20 protein-coding genes, 1 tRNA gene and 2 pseudogenes are annotated in these 25796 nt (G+C 69.4%); 9 read left to right on the top strand and 14 right to left on the bottom strand.

Features of this window, described 5'->3' with window-relative positions; all coding sequences use genetic code 11:
• Positions 1–9 precede the first annotated feature (9 nt).
• A pseudogene (locus tag L0P92_RS45665) lies at positions 10–63 on the top strand (SCO5389 family protein); the annotation flags it as partial.
• Positions 40–465, top strand: a complete 426-nt coding sequence (locus L0P92_RS11040) for an SCO5389 family protein (protein ID WP_234762411.1) — start codon at positions 40–42, stop codon at positions 463–465. The pseudogene L0P92_RS45665 and the gene L0P92_RS11040, both read left to right, overlap by 24 nt.
• Before the next feature lie 3 nt (positions 466–468).
• On the opposite strand, the gene L0P92_RS11045 is transcribed toward L0P92_RS11040, so the two are convergent.
• Genes L0P92_RS11045 through L0P92_RS11060 form a run of 4 tightly spaced genes read right to left on the bottom strand, consistent with a single transcriptional unit; the run spans position 469 to position 5024 of the window.
• On the bottom strand, positions 469–1830 hold the full coding sequence (locus L0P92_RS11045) for a GH1 family beta-glucosidase (protein ID WP_234762372.1): 1362 nt from the start codon (positions 1828–1830) through the stop codon (positions 469–471).
• 29 nt (positions 1831–1859) lie between these two features.
• Positions 1860–2699 carry a carbohydrate ABC transporter permease gene (locus L0P92_RS11050; RefSeq protein ID WP_234762412.1) on the bottom strand — a complete coding sequence of 280 codons (840 nt, stop codon included), beginning with the start codon at positions 2697–2699 and terminating at the stop codon, positions 1860–1862.
• Positions 2700–2706: 7 nt separating this feature from the next.
• Positions 2707–3699: a carbohydrate ABC transporter permease gene (locus tag L0P92_RS11055; protein ID WP_234762373.1), complete on the bottom strand. Its 993-nt coding sequence runs from the start codon at positions 3697–3699 to the stop codon at positions 2707–2709.
• Between the two features lie 5 nt (positions 3700–3704).
• Positions 3705–5024, bottom strand: a complete 1320-nt coding sequence (locus L0P92_RS11060) for an ABC transporter substrate-binding protein (protein WP_234762374.1) — start codon at positions 5022–5024, stop codon at positions 3705–3707.
• A gap of 205 nt (positions 5025–5229) precedes the next feature.
• Here L0P92_RS11060 and L0P92_RS11065 point away from each other — a divergent pair, with 205 nt between their 5' ends.
• A complete protein-coding gene (locus tag L0P92_RS11065) occupies positions 5230–7080 on the top strand; it encodes a pectate lyase-like domain-containing protein (protein ID WP_234762375.1) in 1851 nt (616 codons plus the stop codon).
• A gap of 66 nt (positions 7081–7146) precedes the next feature.
• On the opposite strand, the gene fusA is transcribed toward L0P92_RS11065, so the two are convergent.
• From fusA to L0P92_RS11080, 4 genes and pseudogenes are all read right to left on the bottom strand, one after another.
• Positions 7147–9282 carry an elongation factor G gene (gene fusA / locus L0P92_RS11070; protein ID WP_234762376.1) on the bottom strand — a complete coding sequence of 712 codons (2136 nt, stop codon included), beginning with the start codon at positions 9280–9282 and terminating at the stop codon, positions 7147–7149.
• A gap of 150 nt (positions 9283–9432) precedes the next feature.
• On the bottom strand, positions 9433–9558 hold the full coding sequence (locus L0P92_RS45205) for a hypothetical protein (protein ID WP_273634023.1): 126 nt from the start codon (positions 9556–9558) through the stop codon (positions 9433–9435).
• Between the two features lie 168 nt (positions 9559–9726).
• Positions 9727–9918 (bottom strand): annotated as a pseudogene (locus tag L0P92_RS11075) (ferredoxin); the annotation flags it as partial.
• A 25-nt stretch (positions 9919–9943) separates the two neighbouring features.
• A complete protein-coding gene (locus tag L0P92_RS11080; protein ID WP_234762377.1) occupies positions 9944–11167 on the bottom strand; it encodes a cytochrome P450 in 1224 nt (407 codons plus the stop codon).
• A gap of 222 nt (positions 11168–11389) precedes the next feature.
• Between L0P92_RS11080 and L0P92_RS11085 the strand changes: the two genes are divergently transcribed.
• A complete protein-coding gene (locus L0P92_RS11085; protein WP_234762378.1) occupies positions 11390–11920 on the top strand; it encodes a MarR family winged helix-turn-helix transcriptional regulator in 531 nt (176 codons plus the stop codon).
• 51 nt (positions 11921–11971) lie between these two features.
• Here L0P92_RS11085 and L0P92_RS11090 read toward each other — a convergent pair whose 3' ends face one another.
• The 5 genes from L0P92_RS11090 to sucC all read right to left on the bottom strand — a co-directional run bounded on the left by L0P92_RS11090 (position 11972) and on the right by sucC (position 16465).
• Positions 11972–12337, bottom strand: a complete 366-nt coding sequence (locus L0P92_RS11090; RefSeq protein WP_234762379.1) for an iron chaperone — start codon at positions 12335–12337, stop codon at positions 11972–11974.
• A gap of 97 nt (positions 12338–12434) precedes the next feature.
• Positions 12435–12519: transfer RNA gene (locus L0P92_RS11095), tRNA-Leu, on the bottom strand.
• Positions 12520–12785: 266 nt separating this feature from the next.
• Entirely contained in the window at positions 12786–14327 is a 1542-nt protein-coding gene (locus tag L0P92_RS11100; RefSeq protein WP_234762380.1) for an aldehyde dehydrogenase family protein, read from the bottom strand.
• A gap of 105 nt (positions 14328–14432) precedes the next feature.
• On the bottom strand, positions 14433–15317 hold the full coding sequence (sucD, locus tag L0P92_RS11105) for a succinate--CoA ligase subunit alpha (RefSeq protein ID WP_234762381.1): 885 nt from the start codon (positions 15315–15317) through the stop codon (positions 14433–14435).
• A 14-nt stretch (positions 15318–15331) separates the two neighbouring features.
• The gene (gene sucC, locus L0P92_RS11110; protein WP_234762382.1) at positions 15332–16465 is read right to left on the bottom strand and encodes an ADP-forming succinate--CoA ligase subunit beta; all 1134 of its coding nucleotides are present in this window, start codon (positions 16463–16465) and stop codon (positions 15332–15334) included.
• A gap of 147 nt (positions 16466–16612) precedes the next feature.
• Here sucC and L0P92_RS11115 point away from each other — a divergent pair, with 147 nt between their 5' ends.
• The 5 genes from L0P92_RS11115 to L0P92_RS11135 all read left to right on the top strand — a co-directional run bounded on the left by L0P92_RS11115 (position 16613) and on the right by L0P92_RS11135 (position 24606).
• Positions 16613–18295 carry a thiamine pyrophosphate-binding protein gene (locus L0P92_RS11115; RefSeq protein ID WP_234762383.1) on the top strand — a complete coding sequence of 561 codons (1683 nt, stop codon included), beginning with the start codon at positions 16613–16615 and terminating at the stop codon, positions 18293–18295.
• A gap of 10 nt (positions 18296–18305) precedes the next feature.
• A complete protein-coding gene (gene frc / locus L0P92_RS11120; RefSeq protein WP_234762384.1) occupies positions 18306–19556 on the top strand; it encodes a formyl-CoA transferase in 1251 nt (416 codons plus the stop codon).
• A gap of 4 nt (positions 19557–19560) precedes the next feature.
• Positions 19561–21705, top strand: a complete 2145-nt coding sequence (locus L0P92_RS11125) for an acetate--CoA ligase family protein (RefSeq protein ID WP_234762385.1) — start codon at positions 19561–19563, stop codon at positions 21703–21705.
• Between the two features lie 122 nt (positions 21706–21827).
• On the top strand, positions 21828–23213 hold the full coding sequence (locus L0P92_RS11130) for an OFA family MFS transporter (protein WP_234762386.1): 1386 nt from the start codon (positions 21828–21830) through the stop codon (positions 23211–23213).
• Position 23214: 1 nt separating this feature from the next.
• Positions 23215–24606, top strand: coding sequence for an OFA family MFS transporter (locus tag L0P92_RS11135; protein WP_234762387.1), 1392 nt, complete (start codon positions 23215–23217; stop codon positions 24604–24606).
• A 68-nt stretch (positions 24607–24674) separates the two neighbouring features.
• On the opposite strand, the gene L0P92_RS11140 is transcribed toward L0P92_RS11135, so the two are convergent.
• Positions 24675–25733 carry a sugar phosphate isomerase/epimerase family protein gene (locus L0P92_RS11140; RefSeq protein ID WP_234762388.1) on the bottom strand — a complete coding sequence of 353 codons (1059 nt, stop codon included), beginning with the start codon at positions 25731–25733 and terminating at the stop codon, positions 24675–24677.
• Between the last annotated feature and the right edge of the window lie 63 nt (positions 25734–25796).

A 25796-nucleotide genomic window follows, 5' to 3' on the forward strand; every position in this document is an offset into this window, starting at 1 on the left:
CACTTCGGCGTGACCCTCGCCTTCCAGAACTGCCACCGCGTGGCGGCGTTCCGGCCGGAGGCACGGGGCGGGGAGACCCTCGACGTCTCCCCGAAGCTCCTCGCCGAAGCCGAACACGGTGACATCCGCGAGGAGGACTTCGTCGACACCGTCCGCACCTCGCTGCCGTACGCCTACGACCTGATCGCCTCCCTCGCCACCGAACTCCGCGAAGGCACAGCCGACTTCACGGACAACCAGCCCCCTCCCCCGTCCGAGCAGGAACGCGGCCAACTCCTGCGCGCCCTCGCCAGCGACGCGATCCGCGGCAGCCTGGAACGACACTTCGGCGTGACCCTCGCCTTCCAGAACTGCCACCGCGTGGCGGCGTTCCGGCCGGAGGCACGGGGCGGGGAGACGTATAGGCGGTTCACGTCCGTGCGGTCGCAGGTCTTGAATCAGTCGCCGGAGTTCCGGGACTGCTGAACGTCAGGCCGCGCGCTCGGCCCCTGCCCCATGCGCGCGGATGACCTCCGCATACCGGTACCCGGACCCCTTGATGGTGCGGGCCTGTGTCCCGTAGTCGACGTGGACGAGGCCGAACCGCTTCTCATAGCCGTACGCCCACTCGAAGTTGTCCAGCAACGACCAAGCGAAGTACCCCGCCAGCGGAGCCCCCTTGCGGGCAGCGGAAGCGCAGGCCGCGAGGTGCTGGATCAGGTACTCCTGGCGCTCGGGGTCGTCGACCGTCCCGTCGGGGCGTACGACGTCCGGGTAGGCGGAGCCGTTCTCGGTGACGTGGAGGCGGCGGGCGCCGTAGTCGTGGGTGAGGCGGAGCAGGAGGGTTTCCAGGCCGCTCGCGTCGATCTCCCAGTCCATGCCGGTGCGCGGGACGCCGGCGCGGTGGATCTGGCGGGCGTGGGGGGCCGGTCCGGTGGGGTCGTCGGTGACGGTCGCCGGGAAGTAGTAGTTGAGGCCGAGCCAGTCCAGGGGGGTGGCGATGGTGGCCAGGTCGGTTGCGCGTTCGGGGAGTTCGACGCCGTACACCTCCCGCATGTCCGACGGGAAACCGCGGCCGTGGATCGGGTCGAGCCACCAGCGGTTGGTGTGGCCGTCCATGCGGCGGGCCGCTGCCTCGTCCTCGGGGCGGTCGGTGGCGGCATGGACGGTGGAGAGGTTGTTGACGATGCCGACCTCGGCCGCGGGCGCGGCGGCGCGGATCGCCTGGGTGGCCAGGCCGTGGCCGAGGAGGAGGTGGTAGGAGGCGCGGACGGCGGCCGTCAGATCGGTCAGGCCGGGGGCCATGGTGCCTTCCAGGTGGCCGATCCACGCCGAGCACAGGGGCTCGTTGAGGGTGGCCCAGTGGGTGACGCGGTCGCCGAGGCGTTCGGCGACGACGGCCGCGTAGGCCGCGAAGTGCTCGGCGGTCTCCCGCTCGGGCCAGCCGCCGCGGTCCTGGAGCGCCTGTGGCAGATCCCAGTGGTAGAGGGTGACGGACGGGGTGATGCCCGCCGCCAGCAGGCCGTCGACCAGTTCGTCGTAGAACGCCAGACCCTTCTCGTTGACCTGGCCGTCCCCGCCGCCCGGCACGACCCGCGGCCATGCCACCGACAACCGGTAGGCGTTCGTGCCCAGTTGACGCATCAGTGCGATGTCCTCGCGCCAGCGGTGGTAGTGGTCGCAGGCCATGTCACCGTGGTCGTCGCCCGCGATCCTGCCCGGTGTGTGGGAGAAGGTGTCCCAGATCGACGGGGAACGGCCGTCCTCCGCCACGGCTCCCTCGATCTGGTACGCCGATGTGGCCGTGCCCCACAGGAAGTCGTGCGGGAGTGCGGCGAGGTCGATGATCACTGAAGTCCCTTCACGGACAGGAGAGTCGGTCACTTGACGGCGCCCGCCGTCAGGCCCGCGACCAGATAGCGCTGGAGCAGCAGGAACCCGGCCACCACCGGCACGCTGACGACCAGCGAGGCGGCCATGATCTGGTTCCAGTACACGTCGTTGAGCGTGGAGTAGCCCTGGAGGCCGACGGCGAGGGTGCGGGTGGTGTCGTTGGTCATGACGGAGGCGAACAGCACTTCTCCCCAGGCCGTCATGAAGGCGTAGACGGCGACCGCGACGATGCCGGGCACCGCCGCCGGTACGACCACCCGGAACAGCGCGCCGAGCGGTCCGCAGCCGTCGACCAGCGCCGCCTCGTCCAGATCGCGCGGCACCGAGTCGAAGTACCCGATCAGCATCCAGATCGAGAACGGCAGCGAGAACGTCAGATACGTCAGGATCAGGCCGCCGCGCGAGCCGAACAGGGCGATGCCGGTGGCGTTGCCGATGTTGACGTAGAGGAGGAAGAGCGGGAGGAGGAAGAGGATGCCGGGGAACATCTGCGTGGACAGGACGGTGACCGTGAAGACCCGTTTGCCACGGAAGGTGTAGCGGCTGACCGCGTACGCCGCGAAGACCGCGATCACCACCGAGCAGACCGTCGACGCACCCGCCACGATGAGCGAGTTCACGAAGTACTTCGCCAGCGGCACCGTCGACCAGATGTCGATGTACGGACGGATGGTCAGCTCGCTGGGCAGCCAGCGGAACTCGCCCGTGACGTCCGCGAGCGGTTTCAGCGAGCTGGAGACCATCACATAGACGGGTACCAGGACGAAGCCCGTGAGCAGGGTGAGGAAGATCCGCCGGGACCAGAGGAAGGAACCCGGGGGCGACATGGGCGAGTTACGCATCGGCGGTCCTCCGTCCGCGGCGTGAGGTGAGCCAGAGGTATCCGCCGGTCACCAGCAGCAGGAACAGCAGCAGGAGTACGGACATCGCCGAACCCGTGCCGAAGTTCCAGGTGACGAACGACGCCTGGTAGATGTGCACCGAGATGAGGTCCGCGGCTCCGGGCGCGGTCTTGCCGAACAGGACGTAGGGCGTGTTGAAGTCGTTGAACGTCCACAGGAACAGCACCAGGACCAGCACCTGGTTGACGGGGCGCAGGGACGGCAGGGTGATGCGGCGGAGCTGCTGCCACAGGCCCGCGCCGTCCAGGGCCGCCGCCTCGTACAGCTCCTTCGGGATGTTCTGCAGGCCGGCCATGACGATGAGGAAGGCGAACGGCCAGCCCTTCCAGACCGACACCGTCAGCAGGGCGATGAAGCTGTTGTCGCCGATCAGCCAGAAGGAGGGCTTGTCGGTGAGGCCGAGCTGGTCGTGCAGGACGTGGTTCACCAGGCCGTTGTCGTGCTGGAACATGAAGACCCAGGTGATGACGGCCGTGTAGACGGGCAGTGCGTACGGCACGAGGAACAGTGCCCGCAGCAGTCCGCGGCCGCGGAAGGTGTCCTGCATGCAGACCGCGGCGGCCGTGCCGACCAGCCAGCACAGGCCGACCGAGAGCAGCGTGAAGGTGACGGTGACCAGGAAGGAGTGGAGCAGCGCCGCGCCGACGGGGGCGTTGAAGTCCACCGACATCCGGTAGTTGTCGAGGCCGTTCCAGGGGGCCGTGGTCCAGTCGCGGATGTAGAACTGCGTGAGTTCCCTGAAGCTCATGACGATGCCGATGACCATCGGCACCAGGTGGACCAGGAGTTCGAGCAGCAGGGCGGGCAGGAGAAGCAGATACGGCAGGCCGATGCGGCGGATCCGCCCGGGACGGCGGCGGGGGCCGTCCGCCGTCCCGGGGGAGCTCCGAGGCACAGCGGCCTTTTCGGGGACCGTGGTCGTCATCGTGCTCACTTCGTCGGCATCTGCTGCTGGGCCTTCTCCAGGGCCGCCTTCACCGACGCCTCGGTCACCGGGCGTCCGGCGGCGGCGTCGGCCCACAGCTCCTTGATGGCCGTACCGACCGCCGTCTCGAACTGCGACTCGTCGGCGACCTGCGGTGCCGCTACGGCGCTCTTGGCGAGAGTGTCCTTGAGGACGGCGTTGGCCGGGGTGTTGAAGGCGGCGTCCGACTGGGCGCCCTTGACCGGCGGGATGGAGCTGTAGGCGGTGTTGAGGATCTTCTGTTCCTCGTCGCTCGTCATGAACTTCACGAACTTCGTGGCGCCGTCGATGTTGTCGGTGTTCTTGAAAACGGCCAGGTTGATGCCCATGACCATGGAGTTGACGCCGGTGCCCGAGCCGGGGGTGCCGGACTGGACGGGGACGGGGGCGACTCCGTAGGCGTCCTCGCTCATGCCCTGCGACTTGAGGTTGGCGGACGCGGACTGCCACAGGAGCATCGCGGTCCTGCCCTTGGCGAAGTCGCTGACGGACTGGTTCTGGGCGTACTCGGCGTTGCCCGGCGCGATGATCTTGTCCTTGGCCATCAGGTCGACGAACTGCTTGACGCCCGCGACGGCCTTGTCGGAGGTGAAGTCGGGCTTGCCGGCGGCCGTGAAGAAGTCGGCGCCGTGCTGCTTGGCGAAGACGACGGCGTGGTGGATGTTCTCCGAGGGGTTCGAGCCCTCGACGCCGATGCCCCACTTGCCGCCCTTGGCGAGCTTCTTGCCGTCGGCCGTGAACTCCTCCCAGGTGGCCGGCGGCTCCGAGATGCCCGTGTCGGCGAACATCTTCTTGTTGTAGTAGAGCGCGTACGCCATCGAGTACAGCGGCACCGCGGCCGGGTCCTGGCCGTCGGCGCCGGTCGAGCCGAGCGCGGAGTCGACGAACCGGTCCTTGCCGCCGATCGCGGCGAACTTCTTCGCGTCCCAGGGCAGCAGCGCCCCGGTGGCCTGGAGGCTGGCGCTCCAGGTGTTGCCGATGTTGAGGACGTCGGGGCCCTGGCCGGAGGTGGTCGCGGTCAGGATCCGGTTGAGCAGATCCGACCAGGGGACGACCTCCAGCTTCACCTCGATGCCGGTCTGCTTCTCGAACTTGTCGAGCTCGGGCTGGAGGACCTTCTTGTCGACCTCGATGCTCGCGCCCTGGTTGGAGGCCCAGTACGTGAGGGTCTTCGGCGAGTCGTTGGACCCGCCGCCGCCGGTCGACGAACCGCCTCCGCAGGCCGAGGCGGTCACGACGAGAGACATGGTGACGGCGGCTATGGCCGCGGCTCGCGTTGTGCGCATGGCTCCAGGTGTCCCTTCCGGGAGTACTGCTGCTTAATTTAGAGCGTGAGTTAAGCCTTGAGGGGAGTCCGCGTCAAGGCTTTTGACGCACTCACCGGAGTCCGGTCGAACCTCTTGACTCTTTCGTTTCGCGGTTGAACCATTCAGCGGCGAGAGAGCGCTCCCAGACCCCACGATGTTCATTTCCTGAACCAGGAGCCGCCCCATGTCTGACGCCTCCCCTGCCTTCCCCCTCTCCCCGCACTCCCGTACCTCCTCGCCCTCCCGGCCGCCCTCGATCGCCCGCCGCACGCTGCTCGGCGCCGCGGCGGCGGCCACGCCCGTCGTGCTCGGCGGGGCCACAGAGGCCTCCGCCGCACCGTCGGCCGCACGGTCGGCCGTACCATCCGCCCGCAAAAAGCCGCGTGCCCTCCCCGGCGGCGGCGACCTAGGCCCGAACGTCCTCGTCTTCGACCCGTCCACCCCCGGCATCCAGGCCCGCCTCGACGAGGTGTTCCGGCAGCAGGAGTCGGCGCAGTTCGGCACCGGCCGCTACGCGCTGCTGTTCAAGCCCGGCACCTACCACGGCCTCAACGCCCAGCTCGGCTTCTACACCTCGATCGCGGGCCTCGGCCTGTCCCCCGACGACACCACCATCAACGGCGACGTCACGGTCGACGCCGGCTGGTTCAACGGCAACGCCACGCAGAACTTCTGGCGTTCTGCGGAGAACCTGGCCCTGGTCCCGGTCAACGGCACCAACCGCTGGGCGGTCGCACAGGCGGCCCCGTTCCGCCGGATGCACGTCCGCGGCGGCCTCAACCTCTCCCCCACCGGCTACGGCTGGGCCAGCGGCGGCTACATCGCCGACAGCCGCATCGACGGCCAGGTCGGACCGTACTCGCAGCAGCAGTGGTACACCCGCGACAGCGCGATCGGCAGCTGGCTCAACGGCGTGTGGAACATGGTGTTCTCCGGCGTCGAGGGCGCGCCGGCGCAGAGCTTCCCGAACCCGCCGTACACCACGCTCGACACGACGCCGGTCTCCCGTGAGAAGCCGTTCCTGTACGTCGAGGGAGGCGGCTTCCGGGTCTTCCTGCCCGCGAAGCTGACGAACGCCCGCGGTGTGACGTGGGGCAACGGCACCCCGAGGGGCACCTCGCTGCCGCTGACGCGGTTCTACGTCGCCCGGCCCGGCGACTCGGCGGCCACGCTCAACCAGGCGCTGGCGCAGGGACTGCATCTCCTGCTCACCCCGGGGATCTACCACCTCGACCGGCCGATGCGGATCGACCGCCCGAACACCGTGATCCTGGGTCTGGGCTACGCCACCCTGATCCCGGACGGCGGCGCTACGGCCGTCCAGGTCGCCGACGTCGACGGGGTCCGGCTCGCCGGATTCCTGGTCGACGCCGGGCCGGTCAACTCCCCGACCCTGCTGGAGATCGGACCCCGCGGCGCGTCCAGGGACCACTCGGCGAACCCGATCACGGTCCAGGACGTGTTCGTCCGCATCGGCGGCGCGGGCCCCGGCAAGGCCACCACCAGCATGGTGATCAACAGCAGACACACGATCGTCGACCACACCTGGGTGTGGCGGGCCGACCACGGCGAGGGCGTCGGCTGGGAGACCAACCGTGCCGACCACGGTGTCGTCGTCAACGGCGACGACGTCCTGGCGACCGGCCTGTTCGTGGAGCACTTCAACAAGTACGACGTGCAGTGGTTCGGCCAGCGGGGCCGCACGATCTTCTTCCAGAACGAGAAGGCGTACGACGCCCCGGACCAGGCCGCCATCCAGAACGGGTCGATCAAGGGTTACGCCGCCTACAAGGTCGCGGACACCGTGACCTCGCACGAGGGCTGGGGACTGGGCAGTTACTGCTACTACAACGTCAACCCCTCGATCGTGCAGCACCACGGCTTCGCCGCCCCCGTCCGGCCCGGGGTGCGCTTCCACAACCTGCTCGTCGTCTCGCTCGGCGGGAACGGGCAGTACGAGTGCGTCATCAACGACGCCGGGGCGCCGACTTCGGGGACGTCCACGGTGCCGTCGACCGTGGTGGCGTATCCCTGAGCGCCGCGGCACGGGCAACACCGCGAGGGCGGCCCCACCCGCGCAGGAGTGAGGCCGCCCCGTCGGTCACCGGACCGGCGTCGTGACCGGACTCGTGACCGGACTCGTGACCGGACTCGTGACCGGAGTGACCGGAGTCTTGACCGGCGCCGGCGCGTAGCCGGTGGGCCGGGCCGTGAACGTGCCGCGGCCCTGCGTCCGGCTGCGCAACCGCGTCGCGTAGCCGAAGAGTTCGGCCAGCGGCACGGTCGCCGTGACGACCGCCGCGCCCGCCCGGGTGACCGAGCCCGAGACCCGGCCGCGCCGGGCCGCGAGGTCCCCGAGGACCGCGCCGACGGCGTCCTCCGGCACGGTGACCGTGACCTCGACGACCGGCTCCAGCAGGAGCATCGCGCAGGCGCGCAGGGCGTCGCGCAGACCGAGCCGGCCGGCGGTGCGGAACGCCGTGTCGGAGGAGTCCTTCACATGCGTCGCCCCGTCGGTGAGCGTGACGCGCAGCCCGGTCACCGGGTGGCCGTCGAGCGGGCCCTCGGCGAGGGCGTCGCGGCAGCCGGCCTCCACGGCACGGACGTACTCCTGCGGCACGCTTCCGCCGACGACGGCCGAGCGGAACTCGAAGCCGGACTCCGTGTCCAGCGCCTCGACATCGAGGACGACATGCGCGAACTGTCCGGCTCCGCCGTCCTGTTTGACGTGCCGGAACACGAAACCGGACACGCCTCGGCCGACTGTCTCGCGGTAGGACACCCGGGGGCGTCCGACGTTGACCTCCAGCCCGGTGTCGCGCCGGATCTTCTCCACCGCGACCTCCAGATGCAGTTCACCCATGCCGGACAGCACGGTCTGCCCGGTCTCGGCGTCGGTCCGTACGACGAGGGAGGGGTCCTCCTCCGCCAGCCGTGCCAGCGCCGAGGCCAGCCGGTCGGTCTCGGTGGACCTGCGGGCCTCCACCGCCACGGACACCACCGGGTCGGCGACACCGGGCGGTTCGAGGACGAGCGGGGCGGCCGGTGCGCACAGGGTGGAGCCCGCGCGGGCCGACTTCAGGCCGACCACGGCCACGATGTCCCCGGCGACGGCCCGGTCCACCTGCGCGTGCCGGTCGGCCTGGATCCGCAGGATGCGCCCGATCCGCTCGGTGCGCCCGGCGCCCGCGTCCAACACGGTGTCTCCCTTCTCGATCGTTCCCGAGTACACCCGCAGATAGGTGAACCGGCCCGTCGGCGTGGCGCTCACCTTGAACGCCAGCGCCGCGAGCGGAGCCTGCGGATCGGCGGGCCGCTCCTCGTCGGCGCCGTCGTGCAGACCGCGTACGGCCGGCACGTCCAGCGGCGACGGCAGATACGCCACCACCGCGTCCAGCAGCGGCTCGATCCCCCGGTTGCGGTAGGCCGAGCCGCACAGCACGACCACGCCGTCGCCACTGCGGGTCAGCTCGCGCAGGGCGAGCCGAAGGGTCGTCGGCAAGAGGGTCGACCGCGCGCAGAACTCCTCCAGCGCACCGGCGTGCAGCTCGGCCACGGCCTCCTCCAGCAGCCGCCGACGCCGGGCGGCCTCCTCCCGCAGCTCCTCCGGCACGGCCTGCTCCACAGCGGTGTCGGCGCCGTCGGCCCACACCAGCGCCCGCATCCGTACGAGGTCCACGACGCCGCGGAACCCGTCCTCCGCGCCGATGGGCAACTGCACGACGAGGGGCGCCGGATGCAGCCGTTCCCGGATCGACTCGACGGCCGTGTCGAGGTCGGCCCCGGCACGGTCCAGCTTGTTGACGAAGGCGATCCTCGGCACACCGTGCCGGTCGGCCTGCCGCCACACCGACTCGCTCTGTGGCTCCACGCCCGCTACGGCGTCGAACACCGCGACCGCGCCGTCGAGGACGCGCAGCGCGCGCTCCACCTCGTCGGCGAAGTCGACGTGACCGGGGGTGTCGATGAGGTTGATCCGGTGACCGTCCCAGGCGCAGCTCACCGCCGCGGCGAAGATGGTGATCCCCCGGTCGCGCTCCTGCGGGTCGAAGTCGGTGACGGTGGTGCCGTCGTGGACCTCACCGCGCTTGTACGTGGTCCCGGTGGTGTACAGGATCCGCTCGGTGACGGTGGTCTTTCCGGCGTCGACATGGGCGAGGATGCCGAGGTTGCGGACGACGGCGAGGGGGTTGGGTGTGGGGTTGAGGTTCTGGTTGGGGTTCGGGTTGGTGCGCACGGCCCGTGGCCTTTCGGGTGATCCGGGTGGTCCGGATGCGAAAAGGGGTCAGCGCAATTCCGGGACGGTACGTGGGCGCGGGACGCGAGCATGACCTGCCGCCCGGTCAGAGCCGGGTCAGGGCAGGGGTGTTGACGTACTCGGGCGCTCTCAGGCGTTCGTCACGGGCATCCGGTGCCGGCCGCGCAGCGGGCACCGGGCGGACGAGGACACGAGGATCACGTCGTAGCGGTCGTACCGGGACGGGGAGACGACGACAGCGGTGCGGTCACGCACGGCCCGGCTCCCCTCGACTGGTCACGACGACGCGCCGCCGGGTGGTGAGGCGGCGCGTACTGGTGTGGTGAGTCTAGGGAGCCGGGCGGTGGCGAAGCAGCTGATTTTTCAGTGGCCGTCGTCGGTGGTGTCGTCTGTGTCCGTGTCGGTGTCGATGTCGTCGGTGTCGTCGTCGATCGTGATGGCGGAGGCGGGGCAGACCGCGGCCGCCTCGCGTACCGCCGGGTGCAGGTCCGCTGCCGGGTTCGGTTCGAGGAGCGTGACGATTCCGTCCTCGTCGCCCTGGTCGAACACCTCAGGTGCGATCAGCGCGCACTGACCGGCACCGCAACAACGGCTCTGGTCCACATTGACTTTCATGCTTGTCGCAGCCTTTCCGGAACCGTCACCACCGCACGGGTACGGTGCTCAACCCACCCACCAGGAGCCCCTCCACGCGCTGCAACTCGTCGATGGACACGGCGAGTCGAAGAGTCGGCAGCTTGCGGAGCAGGACGTCGAGGGTGACGTGGAGTTCGGTGCGCGCGAGGCTCTGCCCCAGGCACGAGTGCGGTCCGGCGCCGAAGGTGAGATGGGGGTTCGGGGACCGGGACAGCACCATGTCGTCCGCGTCGGTGAAGACCCGCTCGTCCCGGTTGGCTGCGGGCATGCTGCATACGACGGTCGTGCCGCGCGGGAGCAGTTCGCCGTCGACCTCCACGTCCTCGGTGAGGTAGCGCCGGATGCCGAAGCCGAGGTTGGCGTCGAAGCGCAGCGCCTCGTCGACCGCGGTGCGCACGAGGGTGGGGTCGGCGAGGAGCCGCTCCCAGCGGGTGCGGTCGGCGAGCAGCATGGCGACCATCTTGCCGATCATGTTCGCGGTGGTCTCGTGCCCGGCGACCAGCAGGCCCATGGCGGTACCGAGCAGTTCGTCGTCGGTCAGCCCCTGTCCCTGCCCCTCTGCCTCGCTCTCCCTGATCACCATGCTGATCAGGTCCTCGCCGGGCTCGCCGCGCGTCGCGTCGATGTGCGCCGACATGTACTCGGCGAACTCGTCGTAGGCCGCCCGGACCTGCTCACCGGTGTAGCGGCTGACGTTGAGGAAGGCGTCGGACCAGTGCGAGAAGCGGTCCCGGTCGGTGGCCGGGACGCCCAGGATGTCGCAGATGACGTAGACGGGCAGTGGGAAGCCGAGGCCGGCCTTGAGGTCGGCGGGCTGTCCGTTGCGGACCATGTCGTCGACGAGGTCCTCGGCGGTCCGCACCATGCCGGGGCGCAGCGCGGTCATGCGCTTGGCGGTGAAGTACTTGCCCACCCGCCGTCGCCAACGCAGGTGCGGCTCACCACGGTCGGGCAGGGTCAGGGTCGAACTTCCGTCGGCTGCGGGGCCACCGGCTCCCTCGGGGGCGATCCGGGCGGCGCCCTCGTCCTCGGCGGTCGGGCGGACGAAACGGGGGTCGGCCAGCAGGGCTTTGACGTGGTCATAGCGGGTCAGATAGGTCGCCTTGTCGCCGCTGGGCAGTTCGACGGTGCTCACCGGGCACTGACGGCGCAACTGCTCCCATTCGGCCGGTGGCTCCAAGGGGTTGTCGCTGGGCAGTGGCAGCCGAAGAAGGTCGTTCTCGCGCATCGGGCATCACCTTGGGTGGGGGGAGGTGGGTGAGCGCGCGGAAGCGTTCACGGCACCGCACGTTACGCACGTTGTGCATCATGCATCAAGAGTGCATGATGCACTTTCCATGTATGGCGCAATCTCACCGTAGGGTGGGCACTCGGCCGGATCCGGGGGCTCGGCACCCAGAACCCGGGATCCAGGGACTTGGCTGGCCATACGGCCGGGAAGGAGATCGGCGTGGGCGCCCGAGAGGCCGCGGAACGCATCGAGCGAGAGCTGCTGATCCTCACCCGTCACAAGGAGATGAGGGCACCCAGGGGCCCGCGCGGCGGGGACCCGCTGGACCAGAGCGCCTACGTACTGCTCACCAGGCTCGAAACCCAGGGCCCCATGTCCATCCCGGACTTCGTCGAGGCCTTCGGACTGGCGGCGTCGACCTTCACCCGCCAGACCTCGGCCCTGCTGCGCAACGGCCTGGTGGAGCGCACCCTCGACCCGGCCGGAGGGGTTGCCCGCAAGTTCCGCATCACCGAGGAGGGCCTACGGCTCCTCACCGAACAGCGGGAGGGAATCGTCACCGGCCTGTCCACGGTCGTGGCCGACTGGACGCCGGAGCGGCTGGAACGGTTCATCGCCGATCTACGGCAGTTCAACACCGACATCGAACGCATCACGGGCCGCCCCTGGCCGAGGACCCCGGACGCCACGGACCCAGCCGGCCGCGGGACCTCCTCCGCGCTCAGCCCGGTGCCGACCGACCACGACTGACCCGCGACGGCCCGCCGTCCGCCGCCCGCCGCCCGCCGCCCGGTCAGGGTGTCAGCAGATCGAGCCGGGGCCGGCCGCGGTGGCTCGCAGCAGATCCCGCACCAGCTCGAAATCGATCTTCTCGGGCCGACGGAAGCGCAGGCAGCCCTTGCCCATGTCGTGTCCGGCCAGCCGCTCCTGGAACGCGTCCCGGACATCGGTACGCATCAGATAGAACGAGATGTACTGCCGCTGACTCGCGAACGCGATCTCGGCCTCACCGTCACGCCGGTACGTGGGCATGCCGTACGCCATGGCCTCACTGAAACCCCGGAGCTCCGCACGGCACAGTTCCCTGAGTCTCGTCAGGGCCTGCGCGCGCTCGGCCGGCACCTCCGCCAGGTAGGCGTCGACATCCTCCGCCGTGCTCTGCACCATGCGGCGAGGTTAAGCCCGGCAGCGACAGGGGGCAATCGGCCGCACGAACAGCTGATGCGGGCCGAGGAAACCCTCGACCCGCATCAACTGGTAACAGTGTCCGAGGGGGGACTTGAACCCCCACGCCCGATAAAGGGCACTAGCACCTCAAGCTAGCGCGTCTGCCATTCCGCCACCCGGACCAGGTGTCTGTCGCCTTGCCGGGGGTCTTCCCGGCGGCGACGTGGACAACAATACCAAGGTTTCGGAGTGCCTTTCACCTGCATATCCGCACGCCGGAAGGCCGCCGGGCACGTGTGACGAGACGGCCGGCGGGCCGTCCAGCGGGCCTTCACGGCAGGTGACGGCGGGGTCACAGAAGGGCAAGGGCGGCGGCCGTCGGCGTACCAGCTCCGCGCGGGCCGGTTCGCGGTGGCGCCCTCGCGGGCCGGGCGCCACCACGAACCCGTCACGGCATGAGGTGGTAGTCCGGGAAGTTCCCGGGCAGCCGCTCCCCGGCGGGCCCCTGCGTCACCGCCCGCACCAGCAGCTCTCCGCCGACGAACGCCCCGCGCCAGGAAGCGCCGAAGCCGCCGAACAACTCGTCCCGGTCCCCGCGGGAGCGCGGCTTGCCGTGACCGACCTTGAACGCACGGATCTGCGGGGCCAGGCGGTCGTACGTCGCCCGGTCGTCGGTGGACAGGGTGGCGACGAGCGCGCCGTTGGACGCGTTCATCGCCGCCAGCAGCTCCGCCTCCGTGTCGACCAGGACGATGGTGTCGACCGGGCCGAACGGTTCCGCGTGGTGGAGCGGAGAGGACGGCGGCGGGTTCAGCAGCGTGACCGGCTGGACGTACGCCGAGGTGTCCTGGCCGGGCAGGAAGCGGGCGTCCGACAGCCGGCCCCGGTGCAGCGGGACCGCGCCGCGGTCGATGGCCTCGGCGACCTGGTCCTGGAGTTCCTTCGCCTTGGCCGCGTTGATCACCGGCCCGAAGTCCAGCCGCGGGTAGGGGTCGCCCGGGTTCTCGACCGCCAGCGGGTGGCCGACCCTCAGCCCGTGCACCGCAGGGAGGTACGCCGCCAGGAACTCGTCGAACAGCTCACGCTGGACGACGAAGCGCGGGTACGCCGTGCAGCGCTGTTTGCCGTAGTCGAAGAGCTTGGGCACGACTGCCGTGAGCGTGTCCCAGTCCGTGTAGTTCCAGATGCCCCAGGTGTTGAGTCCCTCCTGTTCGAGTACATGTCGTTTGCCGAGGTCGGCGACGGCCGTGGCCACCGCGGCGCCGGTGTCGCGGCCGCCTACGAAGGAGACGCAGCCGATCTCGGGCGCCCGCACCAGCGCCTCCGACAGCTCGCCTCCGCTGCCGCTGACGAGGGTGACGGGTATCCCCTCACGGGCGGCCAGCGCACAGGCCAGGGTCAGACAGGCGACACCGCCGTCGGTCGGGGTCTTGGCGATGACCGCGTTGCCTGCAAGTGCTTGTACCAACACTGCGTGAACGAGCACGCTCATCGGGTAGTTCCAGCTCGCGACGTTGGAAACCGGGCCGTCCAGTGGGGCCCGGTCCGCGACCATCGGTTCGATCCCGTCGACGTACCAGCGCACGCCGTCGATGGCCCGGTCGACGTCCGCCCGGGCGAGCCGCCAGGGCTTGCCGATCTCCCAGACGAGGAGCAGGGCGAGCAGGTCGCGGTGCTGGGTCAGGGCGTCGAGGGTGGCCGCGACCCGGGCGCGGCGCTCGTCCAGGGGGATGTGCCGCCAGGCGCGGTGCTGGTCCAGCGATGCGCGTACGGCCTGGTGGGCGGTGTCCGCGTCCAGGCGCGGCGGGCCGGCGATCGGGCTGCCGTCGACGGGGCTGGTGGCGGGCAGCGGTCGGCCGTCCGCCTGCCAGGTGGAGTTCCAGAGGTTGAGGACACGGTCGTCCCGGAAGGCCTCCGGGGCGACGGTGAGGCAGCGCTGCCAGGCGTCGGTCCAGGAGGTGCCTGATTTGAGGGTGAGGGTGGTTGCCATCGGTTCTCCGCTCACGGTGCACAGTCGGGGCGGTCGTACATGGCTGCGGCGGACGCTGACGAGTCACGGGCCGCCTGAGTGGCCTCGCGTCACCTATGGGTGACGTCAGGCGTCGACGCCGAGACGGTCCAGCACGAGGCGGGCGGTCTCGGTCGGCGTCCGTCCGACCTGTACGCCCACCGCCTCCAGGGCCTCCTTCTTCGCGGACGCCGTGCCCGACGAACCGGACACGATCGCGCCCGCGTGCCCCATCGTCTTGCCCTCCGGCGCGGTGAACCCGGCGATGTAGCCGACGACCGGCTTGGTGACGTGGTCCCGGACGTACGCGGCCGCGCGCTCTTCCGCGTCCCCGCCGATCTCCCCGATGAGGACGATCAGCTCGGTGTCCGGGTCGTCCTGGAAGGCGGCCAGGCAGTCGATGTGGGTCGTGCCGACGACCGGGTCGCCACCGATGCCGACGCAGGTCGAGAAGCCGATGTCGCGGAGTTCGTACATCAGTTGGTAGGTGAGCGTGCCGGACTTGGAGACCAGACCGATCCGGCCGGGCTTGGTGATGTCGGCCGGGATGATGCCCGCGTTGGACTGGCCCGGGGTGATCAGGCCGGGGCAGTTGGGGCCGATGATGCGGGTGCCCTTGGACTTCGCGTACGTGGTGAAGGCGACGGAGTCGTGGACCGGGATGCCCTCCGTGATCACGACGGCGAGTCCGATGCCGGCGTCGGCGGCCTCCACGACGGCCGCCTTGGCGAAGGCCGGCGGGACGAAGACGACGGTCACGTCGGCGCCGGTGGCGCGGATGCCGTCGGCGACCGAACCGTAGACGGGGACGGCGCGGTCGTCGAAGTCGACGGTGCGGCCCGCCTTGCGCGGGTTGACGCCGCCGACGACGTTCGTGCCTGCGGCGAGCATGCGCCGGGTGTGCTTCATGCCCTCGCCGCCGGTCATGCCCTGGACGAGGACCTTGCTCTCCTTGGTGAGATAGATCGCCATGTCGTCATGTCTCCTCAGGCTGTGGCGGCGGCGAGGTGGGCGGCGCGCTGCGCGGCGCCGTCCATGGTGGTGGCCTGCTGGACCAGCGGGTGGGCTCGCTCGTCGAGGATGGCGCGGCCCCGGGCGGCGTTGTTGCCGTCGAGGCGTACGACGAGGGGCTTGGTCAACTGGATGCTGTCCAGGGCCCGCACGATGCCGTCGGCGACCGCGTCGCAAGCGGTGATCCCGCCGAAGACGTTGACGAAGACCGACTTCACGGCCGGGTCGGAGAGGATGACGGACAGCCCGTCGGCCATGATCTGCGCCGACGCGCCGCCGCCGATGTCGAGGAAGTTGGCGGGGCGGGCGCCGCAGCCGGCGACGACGTCGAGAGTCGACATGACGAGGCCGGCGCCGTTGCCGATGATGCCGACCTCGCCGTCGAGCTTGACGTAGTTGAGGCCCTTGGCGGCGGCCGTCGCCTCCAGCGCGTCATCGTGCTCCACTGCGTCGGCGCCCCAACGTGCCTGCCGGAAGCGGGCGTTGTCGTCGAGGGTGACCTTGCCGTCGAGGGCGAGGATCTGTCCCTGCGCGGTGCGCACGAGCGGGTTCACCTCGACGAGGAGGGCGTCCTCGCGGACCAGTACCTCCCAGAGTCGTACGAGGACGTCGACGGTCTGCGGCGGCAGCCCGGCCGCCTCGGCGATCTCACCCGCCTTCGCCGAGGTGACGCCCGCGGCGGGGTCGATGGGGATACGGGCCACGGCCTCGGGCCTGGTGGCTGCCACCTCCTCGATCTCCATGCCGCCCTCGGCGGAGGCGATGGCGAGGAAGCCGCCCGCCGCGCGGTCGAGCACATAGGACGCGTAGAACTCGGCCTCGATGTCGACCGGTTGGGCCAGCATCACCTTGCCGACGGTGTGGCCCTTGATGTCCATGCCGAGGATCTGGCGTGCCGTGATCTCGGCGGCAGCGGGGTCCGCGGCGAGCTTCACGCCGCCCGCCTTGCCGCGGCCACCGGTCTTCACCTGCGCCTTGACCACGACCCTGCCGCCGAGCCGACGTGCGATCTCGCGGGCTTCCTTGGGTGAGTCCGTCACCTCTGCCCGCGGCACCAAGATGCCGTGTTCCTCGAAGAGTTCCCTTGCCTGGTGTTCGTACAGGTCCATTCCGGCTCCTGACTCAAAAGTGCCGCACGCCCCCTGGACACCACCCACCGGATGCGGGATAACAAGGTTCATACAGTATTCGTCGACTGTATGCAATGTACCGCGAGAGCCGTTCCACCCCCCCCTACGAAGGGACAGGACTTCGCCATGCCCGACGACACCCAGGACGTCATTTCCGGTGGTCATCTCGTTGCCAAGGCGCTGAAGGCCGAGGGGGTCGACCGCATCTACACCCTGTGCGGCGGCCACATCATCGACATCTACGACGGCTGCGTCGACGAGGGCATCGAGGTCGTCGACGTCCGTCACGAGCAGGTCGCCGCACACGCCGCCGACGGTTACGCACGCATCACCGGCAAGCCCGGCTGCGCGGTCGTCACCGCGGGTCCCGGCACCACCGACGCCGTCACCGGCGTGGCCAACGCCTTCCGCGCCGAGTCCCCGATGCTGCTCATCGGCGGCCAGGGCGCCCTCACCCAGCACAAGATGGGGTCCCTCCAGGACCTGCCGCACGTCGACATGATGACGCCGATCACCAAGTTCGCGGCGGCCGTGCCGGACACGGCGCGCGCGGCGGACATGGTGTCCATGGCGTTCCGCGAGTGCTACCACGGAGCGCCCGGGCCCTCCTTCCTGGAGATCCCACGCGACGTCCTCGACGCCAAGGTGCCGGTGAGCAAGGCGCGTGTGCCGAAGGAGGGGGCCTACCGTGCCTCCACCCGCTCGGCCGGCGACCCCGAGGCCATCGAGAAGCTCGCCGACCTGCTGGTCCACGCCGAGAAGCCGGCCATCCTGCTGGGCAGCCAGGTGTGGACGACGCGCGGCACCGAGGCGGCCATCGAGCTCGTGCGCACCCTCAACATCCCCGCCTACATGAACGGCGCCGGCCGCGGCACCCTCCCGCCCGGCGACCCGCACCACTTCCAGCTGTCCCGCCGCTACGCCTTCTCCAACGCCGATGTCATCGTCATCGTCGGCACGCCCTTCGACTTCCGCATGGGCTACGGCAAGCGGCTCTCCCCGGACGCGACCGTCGTGCAGATCGACCTCGACTACCGCACCGTCGGCAAGAACCGCGACATCGACCTCGGGATCGTCGGCGACGCCGGCCTGGTGCTGAAGTCGGTGACCGAGGCCGCCTCCGGTCGCGTCAATGGCGGCGCGTCCAAGCGCAAGGAGTGGCTCGACGAGCTGCGCGCCGCCGAGCAGACCGCCATCGAGAAGCGGCTGCCGAACCTGAAGTCGGACGCCTCGCCGATCCATCCGTACCGGCTGGTCAGCGAGATCAACGACTTCCTCACCGAGGACTCGATCTACATCGGCGACGGCGGCGACATCGTCACCTTCTCCGGTCAGGTCGTGCAGCCCAAGTCACCCGGGCACTGGATGGACCCGGGACCGCTGGGCACGCTCGGCGTCGGGGTGCCGTTCGTGCTCGCGGCCAAGCAGGCGCGGCCCGACAAGGAGGTCGTCGCACTCTTCGGCGACGGAGCCTTCTCCCTCACCGGCTGGGACTTCGAGACGCTCGTCCGCTACAACCTCCCCTTCGTCGGCATCGTCGGCAACAACTCCTCGATGAACCAGATCCGTTACGGCCAGGCCCAGAAGTACGGCCTGGAGCGTGAGCGGGTCGGCAACACCCTCGGCGACGTCCACTACGACAAGTTCGCGCAGATGCTGGGCGGTTACGGCGAGGAGGTCCGTGACCCCGCCGACATCGGCCCCGCGCTGCGGCGCGCCCGCGAGTCCGGCAAGCCGTCGCTGATCAACGTCTGGGTCGACCCGGACGCGTACGCCCCCGGAACCATGAACCAGACCATGTACAAGTGAGGAGGCCTGCATGACCGGCACGACGGGCACTCCGCCCAAGGCTCTCGAAGGCATCCGCGTCCTGGACATGACCCACGTCCAGTCCGGTCCCTCCGCGACCCAGCTGCTCGCCTGGCTCGGCGCTGACGTCGTCAAGCTGGAGGCGCCGACCGGTGACATCACGCGCAAGCAGTTGCGCGACCTCCCGGACGTCGACTCCCTCTACTTCACGATGCTCAACTGCAACAAGCGGAGCATCACGCTCAACACCAAGACCGAGCGCGGCAAGGAGATCCTCACCGAGCTGATCCGGCGTTCCGACGTCATGGTCGAGAACTTCGGACCGGGCGCGGTCGACCGGATGGGCTTCACCTGGGACCGCATCCAGGAGATCAATCCGCGTATCGTCTATGCCTCCATCAAGGGGTTCGGGGACGGTCCGTACACCAACTTCAAGGCGTACGAGGTCGTCGCGCAGGCCATGGGCGGGTCGATGTCGACCACCGGTTTCGAGGACGGGCCGCCGCTGGCGACCGGAGCCCAGATCGGGGACTCGGGGACCGGAGTACACGCCGTGGCGGGGATTCTCGCGGCGCTGTTCCAGCGCGAGAACACCGGGCGTGGGCAGCGGGTCAACGTGGCCATGCAGCACGCTGTACTCAACCTGTGCCGGGTGAAGCTGAGGGACCAGCAACGCCTGGCACACGGGCCGCTTGCTGAATATCCGAACGACGACTTCGGCACGGAAGTTCCCCGCTCGGGAAACGCGTCCGGCGGCGGTCAGCCCGGCTGGGCGGTCAAGTGCGCGCCGGGCGGCCCGAACGACTACGTGTACGTCATCGTGCAGCCCGTCGGCTGGCAGCCCCTCAGCGAACTCATCGGCCGGCCCGAACTCGCGGGCGACCCCGAGTGGGCGACGCCGGAGGCCCGGCTGCCCAAGCTGAACAAGATGTTCCAGCTGATCGAGGAGTGGTCGTCGACCCTGCCGAAGTGGGAGGTGCTGGAGCGGCTCAACGCGCACAACATCCCGTGCGGGCCGATCCTGTCGACCAAGGAGATCATCGAGGACTCCTCGCTGGTCGCCAACGACATGGTCGTCACCGTGCCGCACCCCGAGCGGGGCGAGTTCGTGACGGTCGGCAGTCCGCTCAAGCTGTCCGACTCCCCTGTCGAGGTGTCCAGTTCACCGCTGCTCGGCCAGCACAACGAAGAGGTCTACATCGGCGAGCTCGGCCTCGGTGACGAGGAGCTGCGCCTGCTCAAGTCGAACGGAGTGATCTGACGTGATGGCCGAAGACCGCGTCCTCAGGGTGCGGACGCTCCTCGACTCCGTGCGGGCCGAAGGCCGTACGGCGCTGACCGCGCCCGAGGGCAAGGTGATCGCCGACGCGTACGGGATCGCCGTACCGGGCGAGGAGCTGGCGACCGACGTCGACGAGGCCGTGGCGTACGCGGCGCGTTTCGGCGGTCCGGTCGTCATGAAGATCGTCTCCCCCGACATCCTGCACAAGACAGACGCGGGTGGTGTGATCGTCGGCGTCGAAGGCGCGACGGACGTACGGGCCGCGTTCCACAAGATCATCGACAATGCGCGGGCGTACGACGCCAAGGCCCGCATCGGGGGCGTGCAGGTGCAGGAACTGCTCCCGCGGGGGCAGGAGGTCATCGTCGGCGCGGTCACCGACCCGACGTTCGGGAAGGTCGTGGCCTTCGGGCTCGGCGGGGTGCTCGTCGAGGTCCTCAAGGACGTCACCTTCCGGCTCGCCCCCGTGGACGCCGACGAGGCGCTGTCCATGCTGGACTCGATCCGCTCGGCGGAGATCCTGCGCGGGGTGCGCGGCCAGGCGGCCGTGGACCGGTGGGCGGTGGCCGAGCAGATCCGCCGGGTGTCGCAGCTGGTCACGGACTTCCCGGAGATCGCCGAGGTGGACCTGAACCCGGTGATCGCCACGGCCGAGGGGGCGGTCGCCGCGGACATCCGCGTGATCCTCTCCGAGGCGCAGGCGAAGCAGCGGCGCCGCTACTCGCGCGACGAGATCCTCACGTCCATGCGCCGGTTGATGCAGCCGTCGTCGGTGGCCGTCATCGGGGCGTCGAACGAACAGGGCAAGATCGGCAATTCGGTCATGCGCAACCTCATCGACGGCGGTTTCGCCGGGGACATCCACCCGGTGAACCCCAAGGCCGATGACATTCTGGGCCGCAAGGCGTACAAGAGTGTCACGGACGTTCCCGGTGAGGTGGATGTGGCGGTCTTCGCTATCCCCGCCAAGTTCGTGGCCTCGGCCCTGGAGGAGGTGGGACGCAAGAAGATCCCCAACGCCGTCCTGATCCCCTCCGGGTTCGCCGAGACCGGTGAGCACGAACTCCAGGCGGAGATCGTGGAGATCGCCGAGCGGCACGGCGTCCGGCTGCTCGGGCCGAACATCTACGGCTACTACTCGACGTGGCAGGACCTGTGCGCCACGTTCTGCACGCCGTACGACGTCAAGGGCGGGGTGGCGCTGACCTCGCAGTCCGGTGGCATCGGCATGGCCATCCTGGGCTTCGCCCGCACCACGAAGACGGGCGTGTCCGCGATCGTCGGCCTCGGCAACAAGTCGGACCTGGACGAGGACGACCTGCTGACCTGGTTCGGCGAGGACCCGCACACCGAGTGCATCGCGATGCACCTGGAGGACCTCAAGGACGGGCGCGCCTTCGTCGAGGCCGCGCGGGCGACCGTACCGAAGAAGCCGGTCGTCGTCCTCAAGGCGGGCCGTACCGCGGCGGGCGCGAAGGCCGCGGGCTCGCACACCGGAGCGCTCGCCGGCGACGACGCCGTGTACGACGACATCCTGAAGCAGGCCGGTGTCATCCGGGCGCCCGGGCTGAACGAGATGCTGGAGTACGCGCGCGCGTTGCCGGTGCTTCCCACGCCCAAGGGCGACAACGTCGTGATCATCACCGGGGCCGGCGGCAGCGGTGTGCTGCTGTCGGACGCCGTCACCGACAACGGGCTGTCCCTGATGGAGATCCCGCCGGACCTGGACGAGGCCTTCCGGAAGTTCATCCCGCCGTTCGGGGCCGCGGGCAACCCGGTGGACATCACCGGAGGCGAGCCACCGTCGACGTACGAGGCGACGATCCGGCTCGGCCTCGAGGACCCGCGGATCCACGCGCTGGTCCTGGGTTACTGGCACACGATCGTCACTCCCCCGATGGTCTTCGCGGAGCTCACCGCGCGCGTGGTGGCCGAGTTCCGTGAGCGCGGCATCGACAAGCCCGTCGTGGCGTCGCTCGCCGGTGACGTCGAGGTCGAGGAGGCCTGCCAGTACCTGTACGAGCGGGGGGTCGTGGCGTATCCGTACACGACCGAGAAGCCGGTGGCCGTGCTGGGCGCCAAGTACCGGTGGGCGCGGGCGGCGGGGTTGTTGGGGGGCGGTTCATGAGGTGAGAGGGGGTACGGGCCGGCCGACGGTGCGCGTCGGCCGGCCCCGGGACCCGTGCGCACACGAAAGGCATTGGACAGGGGGCGCTGGCCAGAACTTTCGACGCAAGGGGTGCAAGCAACGTGACAACCACCGACGTTCCACGGGTCGCCGGCTATCGCGAGGTGACCGACAAGAACGGACGCGTCTACCGCATCGGCGAGTCCGACATCGACATCATGGGCCGCAAGCGCAAGTGGATGGTGATCCTGCCCTGGATCGGCATGATGGGCATCTCCTCCGCCGAGTACGCGTTCGCGTCCGCCGAGGACACCCTCCACACCGCGCACCACTGGGCCAGTGCGCACATCTTCTGGATGATGACGGTCTGGGTGTTCTTCCAGGCCGCGGTGGCCTTCCCGGCCGGCAAGCTGCGTGAGTCCGGCAAGCTGCCGGCCCGTTTCGCGATGATGCTGGGCGCGACGGGCACCCTGCTGGGCTACCTGTCGCTGGCCTTCGCACCGCATGTCGTCGTCGCCTACATCGGCTTCAGCGTCTTCAGCGGCATGGGCGCGGGCATGGTGTACGCCACCTGCGTCAACATGGTCGGCAAGTGGTATCCGGAGCGCAAGGGCGGCAAGACCGGGTTCGTCAACGGCGGTTTCGCCTACGGCTCGGTGCCCTTCGTCTTCCTCTTCACCGGCTACATGGACCTGACCAACTTCCGCTGGGTACTGGTGTCGGTCGGTCTCTTCCTCGCCCTGATGGTCGGGGCTTCCGGCTTCTTCTTCAGGGACCCGCCGAAGAACTGGTGGCCGGCCGAGGTCGACCCGCTGAACCCGCCGAAGGACCCGCGCGCGGCCCGCTCGCTGCGCATGAACCCGCCGGCCGTGCACCAGTACTCCCCCAAGGAGGCCTGGAAGACGGGCCGCGTGGCCCTCATGTGGTTCTGTCTCGCGTGCACGTCCGGCGTGAACATCTTCGGCATCGCCTTCCAGGTGGACATCGGCGAGGAGGCCGGGTTCGCGGGCGGCATCGTGGCCACGGCCATGTCCCTGAAGGCGATCGTCAACGGCACCGGCCGAGGCGTCATCGGCTGGCTGTCCGACCTCTACGGCCGCAAGCGGTGCCTGATCGTCGTCTGCATCATCCTGGGGCTCTCCCAGTACGGCATCCTCTGGTCGGCCGAGGCCAAGAACCTTCCGCTGTTCCTGGTCTTCTCCTCGATCTCCGGCTTCGGCGGCGGCGCCATCTTCCCGATGTTCGCCGCGCTCACCGCCGACTACTTCGGCGAGAACAACAACGCGTCCAACTACGGCATGGTCTACAGCGCCAAGCTCGTCTCCGGTCTGGGCGCGGGCATGGGTGCCGTGGTCGTCGGTGCCTGGGGACACTCCGGTGCGTTCATCCTGGCCGGCTCCATCTCGCTCTTCGCCGGGTGCGTGGCGCTGTTCCTCAGCCCGCCGGGACGTGACAAGGAAACGCGCATCGCTCCCAACCCACGACCGCTCGGCGAGGACATGGCCTGACATGACGGCAGATCCGTACGCAGCAAGCAGTTCGTCCGCATCATCCGACGCCGCACATCGTCCCTACCGTGAGGTGACCGACGCGCGCGGGCGCGTCTATCGCATCGGCGAGACCGACCGCGACATCCTCGGCCACTCCCGCAGGATCATGGTGTATCTCCCGTGGATCGCCATGATGGCCATCAGCGTCTTCGAATACGCGTACGGCTCTGCCGAGGACACCCTGTCCCACGCGCACGGCTGGACGCAGAGCAACACCTTCTGGATCCTCAGCGTCTGGGTGTTCTTCCAGGCCGGCATCGCCTTCCCCGCGGGCTGGCTGCGCGAGAAGGGCGTCCTGACGGCCCGCAGGGCCATGTACCTGGGCTCGGGCATGTGCCTGCTGGGTTTCCTTGCCCTCTCACATCTGAACAACGTCCTGCTGGCGATCCTCGGCTTCGGCGTCGTCGGCGGCCTCGGGGCCGGCCTGGTCTACGCGACCTGCATCAACATGGTCGGCAAGTGGTTCCCCGAGCGGCGCGGCGCCCGGACCGGGTTCGTCAACGGCGGGTTCGCGTACGGATCACTGCCCTTCATCTTCATCTTCAACTACGGGTTCGACACCGCGAACTACCACCGGGTGCTGGACCTGATCGGCTGCTACGTCATGGTCGTCGTCGTCGGATGCGCGTTCTTCTTCAAGGACCCACCGAAGAACTGGTGGCCCGCGGACGTCGATCCGCTGACGCACACGGGCGACCGGAAGAACGCGGCGAGCCTCGCCAAGAACCCTCCGGCGGTGAAGCAGTACACGCCCCGGGAGGCCATCAGGACCGGCATGCTGCCCCTGATGTGGCTGTCCGTGGTCCTGACCGCCGGGGTGTCGATCTTCGGCATCTCCTTCCAGGTCGACTACGCCAAGGAGGTGGGCTTCGGCCCGCTGGTCGCGGCGTCGTCGATGGGCGTGATGGCGGTGATCAACGGCATCGGCCGCGGTGTGGTGGGCTGGCTCTCCGACCGGTGGGGCCGCAAGTCGACGCTGGTGTTCGTGATCGTCGTGCTGGGTCTCGCCCAGTTCGGCGTGATCTGGGCGGGTGACCTCAGGAACGAGTGGCTGTTCCTGTTCTTCGCCTTCCTCTCCGGTTTCGGCGGCGGCGCGTTCTACCCGCTGTTCGCGGCGCTCACCCCGGACTACTTCGGGGAGAACTACAACGCCACCAACTACGGGCTCGTCTACAGCGGCAAGCTGATCAGCGGCCTGTTCGGTGGCGGACTCGGCTCCATGGTGGTCGCGGCCTGGGGCTATGACGGCGCGTACGCGCTGGCCGGAGGCGTGTCGTTGGTGGCGGCGGCCATCGCGTTGCTGCTGCGTCAGCCGGGGCGCGGCGCGGCGGTGCCGCATCCCGCGCACTGACAGGTCGCACATATGAGGAGGCCCTCCCCCGCTTCGGGGAGGGCCTCCTCATGTCGGTTCGACGTCGGTCAGCACTTCTCCCGCAGGGAGTGCAGATGCGCGCTCGAACGGCGTGCGAAGGTCAGGGAATCGGTCGGGTTGTCGTGCTCCGCCTGCCAGTGGTGGGCGAACCGCTGTCCGCGCAGCCTGGTCACGGCGGAGATGAACCGCTTGTAGTCGATGTCGCCGTCACCGACGTCGACCATGTCGTAGCCGTACTGGTTCGTCGGGTCGCTCACGCCGTCCTTGACGTGGAAGAGCGGGTAACGGTGCGGCTGCTTCAGTACGTAGTCCAGGGGCTCGAAGGGGGCGGCCGACCCGTCGGGCCGCTTCGAGAAGCGGAACTGGCCCGAGTAGGCCCAGAAGATGTCCATCTCCAGGTACACGAGGTCGGGGTCGGTCTCGGCGAGCAGCACGTCGTAGAGGCGGACCTTGGGGTTGTCGGTGGCGAAGGAGAACTCCTCGGAGTGGTTGTGCTGGTAGAACTTCATGCCGCGCGCCCTCGCCGCGGCGCCGTAGGTGTTGAACTCCTCGGCGGCACGCTTCCAGGCGTCGACGGTGGAGCCGTAGCGGAACGGGCCGGAGGCGGTGCCTATGTGCTTCAGACCGAGGGCCTGGGCGTCGTCGAGGACCTTGGTGAGGTTCTGGGCGAAGGTGTAGGCGTTCGGGTCGTTGGAGTAGTAGCCGACGTGGCTGCCGATCGGGTTCAGGCCGTGGTTCCTCGCCAGCCGCTTGAGCTGGGCGAGGGTGATGGGTCCTGCCGAGCCTTGCGTGTATCCGGCGAACTCGACCTCGTCGTAGCCGTATTTCTCCAGCTCGGCGAAGACGGGGGCGAAACCGAGCGTGGAGACCTTGTCGCGCAGGCTGTAGAGCTGGATGCCGAGGCGGCCGGGCGGCAGGACGGGGCGGCCGCGGCCGGCGCCGCGGGAAGCCGGGTCGGTGGTGGCCTCGGCGCCCGGGGCCGCGGTCGCGGGGGCAGCGGAGGCACCCAACAGCGCGGCGGCCGTGGTGCCCGCGGCGACGCCGAGCATGCCTCGTCTGGTGAGGCGGTGGGTGAGTTCGGGATCCGTCTGGGAAAAGCGGCTCATGCCTGGAACTCCCTGTGATCGAGGGCCGTTGTCAGTGGTGAGTGCTTCACTTGTGATCAGTCG

The sequence above is a fragment of the Streptomyces muensis genome, from assembly GCF_021474425.1.
GTDB lineage: Bacteria > Actinomycetota > Actinomycetes > Streptomycetales > Streptomycetaceae > Streptomyces > Streptomyces muensis.

Bases quoted from the DNA above. Each gene is read 5' to 3' on its own strand.
- L0P92_RS11050 (WP_234762412.1), bottom strand. From the start codon at position 2,699: ATGTCGCCCCCGGGTTCCTTCCTCTGGTCCCGGCGGATCTTCCTCACC.
- L0P92_RS11055 (WP_234762373.1), bottom strand. From the start codon at position 3,699: ATGACGACCACGGTCCCCGAAAAGGCCGCTGTGCCTCGGAGCTCCCCC.
- L0P92_RS11060 (WP_234762374.1), bottom strand. From the start codon at position 5,024: ATGCGCACAACGCGAGCCGCGGCCATAGCCGCCGTCACCATGTCTCTC.
- L0P92_RS11065 (WP_234762375.1), top strand. From the start codon at position 5,230: ATGTCTGACGCCTCCCCTGCCTTCCCCCTCTCCCCGCACTCCCGTACC.
- L0P92_RS11080 (WP_234762377.1), bottom strand. From the start codon at position 11,167: ATGCGCGAGAACGACCTTCTTCGGCTGCCACTGCCCAGCGACAACCCC.
- L0P92_RS11090 (WP_234762379.1), bottom strand. From the start codon at position 12,337: ATGGTGCAGAGCACGGCGGAGGATGTCGACGCCTACCTGGCGGAGGTG.
- L0P92_RS11100 (WP_234762380.1), bottom strand. From the start codon at position 14,327: ATGGCAACCACCCTCACCCTCAAATCAGGCACCTCCTGGACCGACGCC.
- sucD (WP_234762381.1), bottom strand. From the start codon at position 15,317: ATGGCGATCTATCTCACCAAGGAGAGCAAGGTCCTCGTCCAGGGCATG.
- sucC (WP_234762382.1), bottom strand. From the start codon at position 16,465: ATGGACCTGTACGAACACCAGGCAAGGGAACTCTTCGAGGAACACGGC.
- L0P92_RS11115 (WP_234762383.1), top strand. From the start codon at position 16,613: ATGCCCGACGACACCCAGGACGTCATTTCCGGTGGTCATCTCGTTGCC.
- frc (WP_234762384.1), top strand. From the start codon at position 18,306: ATGACCGGCACGACGGGCACTCCGCCCAAGGCTCTCGAAGGCATCCGC.
- L0P92_RS11125 (WP_234762385.1), top strand. From the start codon at position 19,561: ATGGCCGAAGACCGCGTCCTCAGGGTGCGGACGCTCCTCGACTCCGTG.
- L0P92_RS11135 (WP_234762387.1), top strand. From the start codon at position 23,215: ATGACGGCAGATCCGTACGCAGCAAGCAGTTCGTCCGCATCATCCGAC.
- L0P92_RS11140 (WP_234762388.1), bottom strand. From the start codon at position 25,733: ATGAGCCGCTTTTCCCAGACGGATCCCGAACTCACCCACCGCCTCACC.